This window comes from Collinsella sp. TF09-1AT, from assembly GCF_003436895.1.
In the GTDB taxonomy this organism is placed as follows: domain Bacteria; phylum Actinomycetota; class Coriobacteriia; order Coriobacteriales; family Coriobacteriaceae; genus Collinsella.
Genome location: NZ_QSRC01000001.1, coordinates 264,901 through 277,819, shown reverse-complemented (window position 1 = coordinate 277,819; position 12,919 = coordinate 264,901). Strand labels below are relative to the sequence as shown.

The following is a 12,919-nucleotide window of genomic DNA, read 5'->3' as shown; positions in this document are numbered from 1 at the left end:
ACTTTAATTGACCTATTTCTACCGCCGTCTTGCGCGATTCTGTTGCGCAACATTGGCGAGCGGCAGATTTGTCGATGTTGCGCAACAGAAGGCAGCGGCTAGCGCATATCCTGCTAATGGAAGAAAGGATGAAAGCGCGCCATGACCGGATCCTACGAAGAAGTTCGACTCGTCAAATTCCATACGCCAGCACTGCTCACCGAGCGCGAGCAGGCTGCGGCACGGCGTCGCTTCTGTACGCTTCTCGTTCCGCCGCAAAAGGGCGGCTTTGGCGGCAACGCCTATGTCCGCCGCGTCCAGAGCGGCGATCGCGCTTTTGAGCTCGCGCTTAAGATGCCGCGCCCCGATGCCCAGCCCGAGCAAGAACAACTCAACCGGGAAACCCTAGAAGAGGAATATCGCACCCTCTCCGTCGTATCCAATCTAAGGGGTTTTCCCGATGTCTACGGGTTTGGCTACACGGCAGACGGAACCCCGGCGCTGCTTATGGAATGGGTTGACGGCGTCTCGCTTCTTGATGCACGGCCGGCTCTAAGCGATGGCGCTGAAACCTGCCCCGGTGATATCGTCGCCGCGCTGGGTCTGAGCGCACTCAAGATCATCTTGTCCACCCAATCGCTCGACACGCCCTTTGTCCACCGCGACCTCTCTATGCGCAACATCATGCTGCGTCACGATCGCATCCCGCTCGAGGAGCAGGTGTCGAGCGGCTATTTCGACATCTGCCTCATCGACATGGGCAGTGCCAAGCTCGTTAAACCCGATTTTTCCTTTACCGTCGACGTCAACGCCTTTCGCGGTGCCACGCCGGCATACGCAGCACCCGAAATGCTGGAGCGGTTTAAGGCCGACCCCGGTGCGCGCGACAATCCCGCCGTCGACATCTATGCGCTGGGAAGCATCCTCTACGAGCTTTATTGCGGGCATGCGCCCTTTGAGGCAGAGCTCAGGCGCTCCGGAGATCACGCGCGCCTCAAGCGCACCGTGCAACCGCAACCCCTTGCGCCCGCAACTCCCCGCGAACAGGGCTTGGTCAACGCGATTATGGCTTGTTTGGCAGTCTCGCAAGACGCACGCCCTTCGGCAAATGAACTCGCGGCGCGCCTTGAGCCTTTCGCCCGTATGGGTGCTCCGCGAAAGCGCCGGCCCGTGGCGGATCGCGGCAGCGCTACCGCCTTGGTGGACATCACCGTCCCCACCCGCACGGTTGCACAGGCGCAGCCCGCGTCTCGGCCAACCCCATCCACCGAGACCGTCCGCAGCGCCGAGTCCATGCGTCGCGCGCGCCTTGCCGTCAAACGTCAACGCACGATGGCACTCACGATGGTGATCGCTGTCCTGATAGCAATCGTGGTTATTCTCGCCCTCGCATCTGCCGGCATGCTTTAGCCGGCAGTAAAACCCAAGCCAGCAAATAGGCCCATTTGCAAAAAGCGGTGGCGGGTGCAACTCTCAATAAAGCCGCGCCCGCCACCGTCTCCATGCATCGCACGCTGACAATACGAGGTACTAGGAAATCATAAGCTCAAAGGAATCCGTAATGCGCGTTCCCATGTTAACAGCGCCGTCTCCCGATTCGACTGTGGTATTCAGGTAGTACTTGCCGTTCTTCTTTTTGGGCACACCCGCCACCTTCAGGTCGCAGTCCTCCTCCTCGACGGGAAGCGAGAACTCAAAGCCCTTGTTTCTAACAAACGTACCGGTGACGTCCGTGTAGGTGCGATAGTCGTCACCATCGGATTGGGCGACGGTTTTTTCGGCGTTGTAGGTATCGTGGGCATGCAGCGTGGCCGAGATGTCTGCAACCACTTCGCCGGAATCGCTGATGCTCTTAAACACAATCACAAGGTCGTTTTTGCTCGCGCCGTAGCAAGTATGGCCCCAAGAGTTGCCCGTCTCCTTAAGTGCTCCGCGCCACGTGGTGTTGGCAAAGCTCGTGGGCTTATCGATGTTGAGCTTCGCTGTGCTACCGGAGGTCGTGGTGGTCGACGAGGTCGCATTGCCCGTCGTGGAAGAGCCCTCGGCATCGGAGCTGGCGTCCTCGCCGTTCTTGCTTGCGGTCTTGAGCTCCGCCTTAGCATCCTTAAGGTCGGACTTTGTCTGATCGAGCTCGTCTTGCGTTTTTGTGAGTTCGTCCTTGGAAGATTCAAGCTGCTTCTTGAGCTTTTGAATCTGCTCCGTATTTTGCGGATGAGCCAAACCATATGAGTAGCCCGCCCAGCCGGTTCCCGCGCACAAGGCGGCAACGACAATAACGCCGGCGGCGATGGCGGGCGCATACGACTTGCCCAGGCGCTTGCGTGCCAGCTTGTACTCGGCCTTGGCCGTCTTGAGGCTCTCGCGGTCCTGCTCGAGCTGCTCTTCCTCACTGAGCGGTGTAGAACCAAAATCGGCATGGCAGGCAAGCTCAGTTTCCACGTCCTCGATCGTAGTGCCAAAGTCTGACAAGGGATCGGCTACACGCGTGGCGTCCGAATCGGATTCGGGCACAGCGGGCTCAAACGCACCGGGTGCCGCCACCGGCTGCTCGTCTGCTTTCGAGGCAGCATCCGCCTTAGGCAACTCCACCGTTGCCGCCGTAGCGGCCTCGCCGTCGCGCCAAGAAAAGGCAGGGCTCTGTGACACGGTCTGGGGCGTAGTATAGGGATCTTCGGAAATGGGCGCAGTCGACGAGGGCACGGCAAGAGGCGATCCACACTCAGAGCAAAAACTAGCGTCATCGGGCAATAATGCACCGCAATAAGGGCATTCCATAGGGCACAACCTCTCAAAATGTGTCGTTTGCAGCCATCCTGCAACTTGGCGTATCTGCCCTATAATGTCTCAATAGTTATGCAAAGCGTTGCGCAACATTTTTCGAGTCGGTACGCTTTGAGCGTAGCCATTTCCTATCATGTTTGCAGTACGTCATTAAAGTTATCTGGGGAGGCAGCTATGGCGGCGGAAACACCGTGCTCGGTCCTCTACAACGACATCCGATCGTTCGGCGGTCTCAAGCATCTCGAGATTGCGCGAATGCTCATTAACGGCAATTCGTATGCAGGCAGTACCCTGCTCGACAAATGCTCTACCAACCGCTCTTACCTCACTCGCTACATCGTCCACCGCGAGCCCCATCAGTGTACGCCAGGTATCTACAACGACCTTACCGTCTCCACGCTTAACCTTGCCGCCGCCATCGGCAACAAGCTCGGCGGAGGCGATCGTGCCTATCAGGAAATATCCGAGCATTACAGCGGCCCGGCGGCCCAAGGCATGATGTCGATTCTCGCGGATTATGACCTCGACGACCGCCTCTACGCCAACGCCTTGGGGCGTATCAGCAGCTCCGATGACTACAGCCCCCGCGAAAAAAGCACGCTCTTCTTGATGCTCTTTGTGGCAACGGGGGCGCTCGCTGACCCCATCCAAGGCGTGGCCACCGTCGAGCGCTTTTGCGACAGCAAGACAGGCGGGCACTTTGGCACCACCGAAACTACCGTCGGACGTGGCTTTATGAGCAGCCTGGAGCAGCCGCGCACTGTCGCCCCCAACCTCGGTCTGCTCAGAACCCATGCCGACAACTGCGCCGACATGCAAATCCATCCCCTCACACGCGATCCGCGCGGCACGGTAATTGGGTCCTTGCCCAAAACCTCGCCCAGCATCACCGATGTAGGCGCTGATGCATCGCGCGAGCATCTCCGCATTTGGCTCGAGGGCGGGCACTGGTACGCCCAGGGCCTTGGGTCGACCAACGGCACAGTGCTCGAATCGGGCGCGGGCGACGGCGATATTGTGATTGAGCCGCCCCGCGACCAACGAGAGCCCGGCAAAATCTATCCCCCGGTGGAAATCGAACACAGCGACAGGCTCCATCTGGGCCTCTACACGACATTCCTTGTCATTGTGGACTAGCGCGGAAAGGCGGACGGCGACCAATCGTCCTCCGCCTTTCCGCCGTTTGCGTCGTGCTGCACGCAATAATTGCGACAATGAACATTCACTTTTCATCAGAGCCGTCTATCATAGGTTCTATCGATGTCCGTACTTTTAGTATGAGCATACGGCCAACCCCTATAAACAAAGGAACGTTGTGAACACTATGGATCCCGTTCGTGGCAGCAAACTCATCCGTCTCGACACATTCGACACCGCCGTGGCGGTCAATCCGAGCGCGGAAGACGATGCCAAGCGCCGTTTCATGACGCTTATCCTCCAAACGCCCTATCGCAGCGACGGCAATATCGGACAGGTACTGCGCGCGACCAACACGAGCGGCGAGGTCTTTGCCGTCAAGCTGCTCAAGGACAACGCCATCCTTTCCGACCAGACGCCCGATCGCTCCGCCGAGCAAGCAGCTGCGCACCTGGCCAACACCGCCGCGCTGTTCGAGGAGTACCGTCATCTGTGCACCGTCTCGCACCTGCGCGGATTTCCGCGCGTCTATGGCTATGGATCGTGCGAGGACGACCCGCTCATCCTCATGGAGTGGGTCGAGGGTGCCTCGCTCAAGCAGGCGCTGCCTTTGCTTCCGCACGATGCCTCGGGCGGGCTAACCACCCAGATGGTGGCTGCCGTTGGAAACGCCGTGCTTCGCGCACTCCTGATGACCCAAGGGCTCGTTAACCCGGTCGTCCATCGCGACCTGTCGCCCGCCAATATCATGTTCCGCACCACCAGTCGAACGCTCGAGCAACAGATCGCCGATTGCTCCTTTGACCCCTGTCTCATCGACATGGGCTCCGCGACCATGGCCCTCGGCAACGACACGATCACCCGGCGCGCCGACATCTGGCGCTTTGCCACGCCCGCATACGCCGCGCCCGAGATGCTCACGCAGGATATCGAAGGCATCGCGGCCCTTCGCCGCTCGCCCGCCATCGACGTCTATGCGCTATCGAGCATTCTGTACCAGCTCTACAGCGGTCGCAAGCCGTTCGATGTCGAGTCGACGGGTGCCGCGGCAACCGGCTCGTTCTACCTCATAAAGACCAAGACCAAGCCAGTGCCGCTCGAGCCGCGATGCAATGACGACGAAGCGCTCGTCCAGATCATTATGAAAGGCATCTCAGTCGAGCAGTGCGATCGTCCCACCGAGCAGCAGATGCTCGAGGTGCTCTCGTCCTACCTCCCCACCGCCGAATCCAAAGACAGCGAAGGCATGGGCAACGAGACCGCGGTCGATATCGATGCCGGCACCCATCTTACAGTCGACGTCGCCGCTGAACGCGCACAAGAAATCCTGGAGCAGGCTCAACGCGACACCATGACCCGCCGGCGCTTTATCATCGGCGGCGTTGCCGCTGCCGTCGCGGGGCTCGGCGTCATCGGCGCCGCCACTCATGGCTTTGGCATCCCCGACTACCTCGACGGCATCCGCAGCTCACTTGACGACTACACCTGGGATCAGCTGCAGGAAATCTCGCTCAAGATCAAGACGGCGAAGAGCAACGCCGAAGCTCGCAAGATTGCCAAGCGCTATCATCTGCTCGACGACGACGGCCATATTCCCTACCCGAGTGCCAAGCGCGTTACGCTCACCAACGGGCTGGAGGTCGGGGCGCAACTCGTGGGCATTCTTCACGACGACCTGGCGGATACCAACGGCAAGGCCGGTCTGTCATTTATCTTTGACGCAGGTATTGCCGAGCGCGATGCCTCAGAGCACCCGCTCAACGGTGGCTGGAAAGACTGCGAGCTACGCACATGGCTCGATGAGGACGGCATTAAGCTGCTTCCCAAGGAACTGCAATCGGTTATCAGTCCGGTCAAGAAGATCTCGAACAACGTCGGCGCCGCCAACAGTGCATCGTGTCTGAGCGAGTTGCCCGCAACCCTTTGGCTGCCCGCCATGGTCGAGCTCTGCGGCAATCAGCCACCCGAGTCATTTACCGAGGACTTTCACTACCTGGCAGATATCTACAACGGCGAGGGCAAGGAGTATCAGCTCTTCCGCGAGCTCAAGGTAAGCCCGTATTCCACGAACGAGACGATGGTCCGCCAGTGGAAGGGCAAGGACACCTGTTGGTGGGAGCGCACGGTGAGCCCCGACACATCGGAGAGCGAAGGCACGCTCTATATGAACCGCGTGGGGCACGACGGCGACGTCTTTACGTACGCAACGCCTGCGGAAAAGCCAAACAAGCGAACCTGCGTGATTCCCGGATTCTGCATCTAGGCAGCGGGCGCCTTGCCGCGGCGGGGCCCCTCCCCGGCAATTGTCTCAATCTGTAACATTAGCTCGGCAGATACAGGTCTAGTTGTTACAGATTGAGACATTAGACCGGCTACGGTCCGCCGACCTGGCTATCACCTCGACCAATACCAGAATGTCATACATTTCAATCTCCAGTGGACACCCCCAGGGGGTATGGGTGTATAGTATCAGCTGGTTAACATTTCCGACGCTACGTCACAGAAAGGAGAAGCCATGGCTCAAGATAAGTTCGATGTGGGCGGCATGACCTGCGCCGCCTGCCAGGCGCATGTGGACCGCGCCGTAAGCAAGCTCGGCGGCGTCCAGAGCGTCGCGGTCAATCTGCTCGCCGGCTCCATGTTGGTCGACTACGACCCCGCACAGGTCTCCCCCGACGATATCTGCACCGCTGTCGATCGCGCAGGGTACTCTGCCTCGCCCATCGATGCGGGCACCGGTGCCGTCGGCTTAAACGGCAGCGCGCAAGCCCGATCCGGCGCCACCCATATGGAGCCGCCCACCAAAAAGCTGGAGGCCGCCGCCTCCGCCATGCGCACCCGCCTCATCGCCTCGATCGTCTTCCTCGTCCCACTGTTCTACATAGGCATGGGACACATGCTTGGTTGGCCGCTGCCCGGCATTTTCACCGACCATACCCACAGCATGACGCTCGCCCTCACCGAGCTCGTCCTGCTCATCCCTATCGTCTACGTCAACGACGCGTACTTTATCAACGGTTTTAAATCACTCGCGCACGGCGCGCCCACCATGGACGCCCTCATCGCCGTTGGCGCCACCGCGTCCATCGCCTGGTCGCTCTACGCCATGTTCATCATGGCCGACCAGCTGGCCGCGGGTCAGGTCCACGAGGCCATGATGACGGGCATGGACAACCTGTATTTTGAGAGTGCGGGCACGATCCTGTCGCTCGTCACCGTGGGCAAATACCTCGAGGCACGCAGCAAATCCAAAACCGGCGGCGCCATCGAGGCGCTCATCGACTTGGCACCCAAGACCGCGACCGTCGTTGCCGATGACGGCACCGAAACCACCGTCGACGTCGACAGCATCCTTCCCGGCCAGGTCCTGCGCGTGCGCCCCGGCGAGTCCATCCCCGTCGACGGCGTGGTGCTCGAGGGCAGCTCGGCCGTGGACGAGAGCGCGCTCACCGGCGAGTCCATCCCCGTGGAGAAGACCGCCGGCGACACCGTCAACGCCGCCACCGTCAACCGCACGGGCTCGTTTACCTTCCGCGCCACGCGTGTGGGCGCCGACACGTCGCTCGCCAAAATCATCAAGCTCGTCGAGGACGCCAACGCCACCAAGGCGCCCATCGCCCGTATGGCCGATAAGGTCGCCGGCGTGTTCGTACCCGTGGTGTTCGCTATCTCTGCCGTGACCTTTGCGGTGTGGATGGCACTGACTGGCAGCGTGAACGAAGCGCTCACCTCCGCCGTGGCCGTGCTGGTGATCAGCTGTCCGTGTGCACTGGGCCTGGCCACGCCTGTCGCCATTATGGTGGGCACCGGCAAGGGCGCCGAGATGGGCATTCTGTTCAAGAGCGCCGAGGCGCTGGAGAACCTGCGCAGCGTGGGCACCGTGGTGCTCGATAAGACGGGCACGGTCACCCGCGGCAAGCCTGCCGTGACCGATATCGTGGTAGCCACGCGCGCTGACGGGTCACCCGCGGCGAGTGAGAAGGCGCTGCTGAAGCTTGCCGCTGCGCTGGAACGCCAGAGCGAGCACCCGCTGGCAGAGTCGATTATGGCCGAGTGCGAGACACGCGGCATTGTCGCTCGCTCGGTTGAAGACTTTGCCGCCGTACCCGGTCGCGGCGTTACGGCACGCGAGGGGCAAAACGCCATCGCCGCCGGCAACGCGCGCCTGATGGACGAGCTGGGCGTGGAGGTGCCCGCCGGTCTTGCCGAGCAGTTCGCTGCCGAGGGCAAGACGCCGCTATTCTTTGCCAAGAACGGCGAGCTTGCCGGCACCATCGCCGTGGCTGACGAGGTCAAAGAAACGAGCGCCGAGGCCATCGCCGCGCTCCGCAAGCTCGGCGTCGACGTGCGCATGCTCACCGGCGACAACCGCGTGACGGCCGAGGCCATCGCCCGCCGCGTGGGACTCACCAGCGAACAGGTTATCGCCGACGTCCTGCCCGCCGACAAGGAACGCCACGTGCACGAACTGCAGGATGCGGGCAGCAAGGTCGCCATGGTGGGCGACGGCATCAACGACTCCCCCGCCCTGGCGCGCGCCGACGTGGGACTTGCCATTGGCACCGGCGCCGACATCGCCAAGGAGGGCGCCGACGTGGTACTCATGCGCAGCGACCTCATGGACGTCGCCCGCGCCATCGAGCTTTCGCGCGCCACGATCCGCAACATCAAGCAGGACCTGTTCTGGGCACTGTTCTACAACGGTATCGGCATTCCGCTCGCCGCGGGCGTGTTCTTCCCGCTCACCGGCTGGCAACTCTCGCCGATGTTTGGCGCTGCGGCCATGAGTCTGTCGAGCGTATGTGTCGTAAGCAACGCCCTGCGTCTAAAATCCTTTAAGCCCAAGACGGTGCGCTGAGGCACCCGACCTTGCCCCTCAAACCGTCGCTCGCGTACCCAAGTACGCTTCGCTCCTCTTTCGGGGCAATCTCGGGCACCTCAGCGCACCTTTAAGATGACGCTGTTCACGACTAAACTGTCAAATAATCTCAATCGATAAGGAGTACACCCATGCGTTACACAATCAAGACTTCCGGCCTTATGTGCGGCCACTGCGATGCTACTGTCGAGACGGCACTGCTCAACGTGGCAGGCGTGACCGACGCCGACGCCGACCACGAGACTCAGACCGTCCAGGTGGAGTGCGCCGACACCGTGACCGCCGAGCAGCTCGCTGCCGTCGTCGAGGGCGCCGGCGAGAAGTTCCATGCCCTTTCGGTGACCGCTGCCTAGCGCCGTCGGAGATACCTACCCCATCGATCAGAAACGAGGACCCGCCATGATGGCAGACCATAAATCGGTGACCCGCATGCTCAAGACGGCGCGCGGCCAGATTGATGGCATCCTGCGGATGGTCGAGGAGGACCGCTATTGCGTCGACATCTCCACGCAGCTCATGGCCACACAGGCGCTCCTCGCGCGCATTAACGCCGACGTGCTCAAGGCGCATATTGAGGGCTGCGTGACCTCGGCAATCGAATCGGGCGACGAAGACCTCAAAGCCGCTAAGCTCGCCGAGATCGAACGCGTCGTCGACAAGCTCTCCAAGTAACTGATGCAAAGGGGACAGGTTGCATTACACCATCATGGTGCATCAGGGACGGGTACGTCTACGCCACATTGGTGCAGATTAACCTGTCCCCCTTGCTCTAAATCGGGTATAAAGGCGTGCAGCATATCGAACGAAAGGCAATTTGCATGAATGACTTTATGAAGGGTCGCAATGGTGCCGATGAGCTCACCATCGTGATGGGTTTTGCCGGCATCGTCATCGCGATGATCGGATCGATAGCCCGCATCCAGTGGCTCAGCTGGATTGCCATCGCCGTAATCGTGATTGGCGTGCTGCGCGGCCTATCCAAAAATATCGACGCACGTCGTAAGGAGAACGAGGCCTTTGTCGCCGCGACCGCAAACGTCCCCGGCCTAGGTAAGTTCGTCGCCAGCTTGGGTGGCGGCGCCGCGGCTGCCAACGCCTCGCGCGCGGCCGGCACCAGCAAGGAAGACTTTGAGCGCGCCAAGCGAACGGCCAAGAAGATGTGGAAGGGCCGCAAGACCACGGCCTACCTTAAGTGCCCTAACTGCGGTCAGATGCTGTCCGTCCCCAAGGGTAAGGGCAAGATCCGCGTCACCTGCCCCAAGTGCCACGCCAAGATGGAAACACGCTCCTAGCGCCCGCACGCGGGACAAATTAATCAGGTTTGTTTGTCCCAAATCTTAAGTATTTGTTCGATAAAAAAGCCGAGGCCTCGTGTTGAGACCTCGGCTTTTTGCATGCGGTAATGGAGTCGTCCCTTTGTCACATCTACGCCACGCCGTCGCGGGCAAGCTCCTCAGCCAGCGCTTCGGCAGGCATGGCCATAATCGCGTCGAGCTCGGCATCCACCTCGGGGATGCGCTTCACCCTGAGCTTGCGCACCAGATCGCCGCGGCACATTACGTGTACCGGCTCACGCAGGGCACACAGATCATCCAGAGGATTCTCGCGCGTCACCAGGATATCGGCGGCCTTGCCGCACTCGATCGTGCCGGTCTCGCCGCCCAGACCCAGCAGCTCAGCATTGACCTGCGTGGCCGTATGCAGCGCAAAGGCGTTGCTCACACCCACGTACTTGGCAAAATAGGCTACCTCGCGCCACATGTCGTACTGCGTCACAAACGGGCAGCTCGAGTCCGTGCCCAGGCCTACCTTGATACCGGCTTCCAGCGCCGCACGAGCACTCTCGATAATGCCCGAGCACACGATATCGCCGTTCTTCTTTTGCGTATCGGTCGAATGGGTCTTCTCCGGGTCGAGCAGCACAAACGGCAGCGCCGGGCTGATAGTGCAGGTAACGCTGGGTGCACGATCCTCAAGCTGAGTGCCTGCGGCGCCGCGGTATAGTCCCAAGATCTCGGGCGTCATCGGGGCACCGTGCTCGATCGTATCGACGCCGGCCTCAAGCGCGGCCTTCACGCCCTCGGTGCTCTCGACATGAGCCATAACCGGCAGGCCCACCTCGTGCGCCGCCTTGCACGCCGCCGCGGCAACCTCGACCGGCATGCGCAGCACGCCAGGCTCGCCCACCTCGGTAGCGTCGAACACGCCGCCCGTCACGAACAGCTTGATGACATCGGCACCGCGCGCATACAGGTCTCGCACCTGCTCGGCTGCCTCGACGGGGCTGTTGGCCACCTGCGCGAACAAGCCCGCACCGTGACCGCCCGGCACCGTGACGCCCGTTCCCGGCGCTACCAGGCGCGGACCCTGATATCTGCCGGCGTCGATAGCGTCGCGCACGGCGAGATCGGCAAACAACGGATCGCCCGCGCCGCGCACCGTGGTCACGCCGCTTGCCAGCTGCTGCTGGGCACTACCCTTGAGGATGCGGCGGACGATGGCACGGCCCACGGGATTATCGAGTTTCTTCATCAGCGCTCCCGCATCGCCGGCCGAGACCGGTTTGCCCGAGCCGCACAGGTGCACGTGCATATTGATGAGACCGGGCATGAGATACGCACCACCCAGGTCGATAACCTCGGCACCCGCGGGCGCCTGCGCCACTGCGCTCGGCCCCATCCAGGTGATGACGCCGCGCTCAACAGTCACGGCCATATCGGGTTGCAACTCCATATGTTCCGAACCATCCAGGACGGTCGCATTGATAAACAACGTGGAACGATCGGCAGACGCCATATCGAGCTCCTCCCTCACGATTAACTTGAACATTTGTCCATTATCGCCCAAGGCGACGGAGATGCAGTCGATGTATCGGTTAACGGAGAAAAGGGAGGATGTGAGGATAGAGAGGCCAGCGCGGCGATGTCCCAGCCGTGTGTGCCGAACGTCTCGATCTGCAACAGTAAACCCGGTTTTTGGGCCACTAGATGTTACAAATCGAGACAAACTCGGCAGGAACAACCACATTCGCGTCAGTTGCACCCCTTAGCACCCATACCACTGGCGTCTCCATTCCTCAGCCAGATCGGCCCGCTGTTGAATTCCCGCCAGTCTCATCTTTTCAGCCAGTTTCCCCGGGTTCTTGAGTTCATCAAACGTAAACCGAAGCACCTTGTGCCCGAGCATCGTCAGATGAGACTCTCGCTGACGTTCTGCCACGAATGGGTCGACCGACTCCCGATCCCCACCATCCTGCAGGGTATACTTTCCCTTCCCGTCGAGCTCGCCGATGACACATGTCCCGTCCTCGAGCTTCCAGAAATAATCAACCCGAAACACCTGGCTCGGATCGAGCGGGTCGCGAAACTCCACCTGCAGCTCCGGAACCGGAAAGCCGTACGCAATAAAGAACGCTCGGAACCGCGACTCGCCGCCGTTTTCGGACAGCCCGTCCGCATACGACGCGATCACCTGTGCCCTGCGATACCCTCGCCTGCCCTCGCAATCGGCGCGGAGGCGCTCGCACAAATCCCCACGTGATACACTTTTCGCCCGCAGTGCAGAATCGGCAATCGCCAACCCGTAGGAGAACGGCGCACGCAGCAAGCAATCCTCCACCGTGCGCCAAAACGACGTCACCCGCACGCCATCAACACGCTCGAGCGTGCCCGCCACCTGTGGACGCAACAACCTGCACCCGCTGCTCAACGTCACTGAACAACCCGTCTTAACAAGAAAACGCGGCCCGAGCAGATCATTCGGCACCTCCAAACCCCACAAAAGTGCCGCGTCATAACCCCAAAACGCCCAATCTGGATGAAACTTCGCAAGCCCTTTGATGGTACGCAGCGCTCGCTCCGCCGGTGTCAACGTATCCCAATCATGTTGAAAACAGAACAGATACGACTCGGGTTCCGCGATATCGTCGGTTCCAACATGGCGTCGCAGCCACATGAGCTCGGCATTGTCATGCGTTGCGAGCAGTGCACCTTGCTCGGTCGCCTCCGTGAGCCGCGCGAGCATCCTGTTCCGTGCCAACGTGTTGCGAGTCGTATGCTTGTGTTTGAAAACGGTATTAGACACTTCCATCACCACCACATCGGACAACTGGACCATCGTCACCGTTGCCTCCGCTGACTAATG

At 60.8% G+C, this 12,919-nt stretch carries 10 protein-coding genes and 1 pseudogene; 7 read left to right on the top strand and 4 right to left on the bottom strand.

The features are described from left to right. Window positions 1-141: 141 nt before the first annotated feature. Window positions 142-1,389 carry a protein kinase gene (locus DXC90_RS01280; protein WP_117734404.1) on the top strand — a complete coding sequence of 416 codons (1,248 nt, stop codon included), beginning with the start codon at window positions 142-144 and terminating at the stop codon, window positions 1,387-1,389. Window positions 1,390-1,509: 120 nt separating this feature from the next. Here DXC90_RS01280 and DXC90_RS01275 read toward each other — a convergent pair whose 3' ends face one another. Continuing rightward, window positions 1,510-2,625, bottom strand: a complete 1,116-nt coding sequence (locus DXC90_RS01275) for a hypothetical protein (protein ID WP_233502098.1) — start codon at window positions 2,623-2,625, stop codon at window positions 1,510-1,512. A 63-nt stretch (window positions 2,626-2,688) separates the two neighbouring features. Continuing rightward, a pseudogene (locus DXC90_RS09830) lies at window positions 2,689-2,754 on the bottom strand (zinc-ribbon domain-containing protein); the annotation flags it as partial. 180 nt (window positions 2,755-2,934) lie between these two features. On the opposite strand from DXC90_RS09830, the gene DXC90_RS01270 reads away from it, so the two are divergent. The 6 genes from DXC90_RS01270 to DXC90_RS01245 all read left to right on the top strand — a co-directional run bounded on the left by DXC90_RS01270 (window position 2,935) and on the right by DXC90_RS01245 (window position 10,068). Then, window positions 2,935-3,897, top strand: coding sequence for an FHA domain-containing protein (locus DXC90_RS01270; protein ID WP_158550191.1), 963 nt, complete (start codon window positions 2,935-2,937; stop codon window positions 3,895-3,897). 187 nt (window positions 3,898-4,084) lie between these two features. Then, complete coding sequence (locus DXC90_RS01265; RefSeq protein WP_117734401.1) at window positions 4,085-6,160, top strand: DUF6273 domain-containing protein; 2,076 nt, start codon at window positions 4,085-4,087, stop codon at window positions 6,158-6,160. 252 nt (window positions 6,161-6,412) lie between these two features. Further along, window positions 6,413-8,755 carry a cation-translocating P-type ATPase gene (locus DXC90_RS01260; protein ID WP_117734400.1) on the top strand — a complete coding sequence of 781 codons (2,343 nt, stop codon included), beginning with the start codon at window positions 6,413-6,415 and terminating at the stop codon, window positions 8,753-8,755. Between the two features lie 152 nt (window positions 8,756-8,907). Next, a complete protein-coding gene (locus DXC90_RS01255) occupies window positions 8,908-9,129 on the top strand; it encodes a heavy-metal-associated domain-containing protein (protein ID WP_117734399.1) in 222 nt (73 codons plus the stop codon). Between the two features lie 46 nt (window positions 9,130-9,175). After that, window positions 9,176-9,448, top strand: coding sequence for a metal-sensing transcriptional repressor (locus tag DXC90_RS01250; protein WP_022094020.1), 273 nt, complete (start codon window positions 9,176-9,178; stop codon window positions 9,446-9,448). A gap of 146 nt (window positions 9,449-9,594) precedes the next feature. Beyond that, on the top strand, window positions 9,595-10,068 hold the full coding sequence (locus DXC90_RS01245) for a hypothetical protein (RefSeq protein ID WP_117734398.1): 474 nt from the start codon (window positions 9,595-9,597) through the stop codon (window positions 10,066-10,068). A 133-nt stretch (window positions 10,069-10,201) separates the two neighbouring features. On the opposite strand, the gene DXC90_RS01240 is transcribed toward DXC90_RS01245, so the two are convergent. Together DXC90_RS01240 and DXC90_RS01235 are read right to left on the bottom strand one after the other, a co-directional pair. Further along, window positions 10,202-11,572, bottom strand: a complete 1,371-nt coding sequence (locus DXC90_RS01240) for an amidohydrolase family protein (RefSeq protein WP_233502097.1) — start codon at window positions 11,570-11,572, stop codon at window positions 10,202-10,204. A 249-nt stretch (window positions 11,573-11,821) separates the two neighbouring features. Continuing rightward, window positions 11,822-12,898 carry a hypothetical protein gene (locus DXC90_RS01235; RefSeq protein ID WP_117734396.1) on the bottom strand — a complete coding sequence of 359 codons (1,077 nt, stop codon included), beginning with the start codon at window positions 12,896-12,898 and terminating at the stop codon, window positions 11,822-11,824. Window positions 12,899-12,919 lie beyond the last annotated feature (21 nt).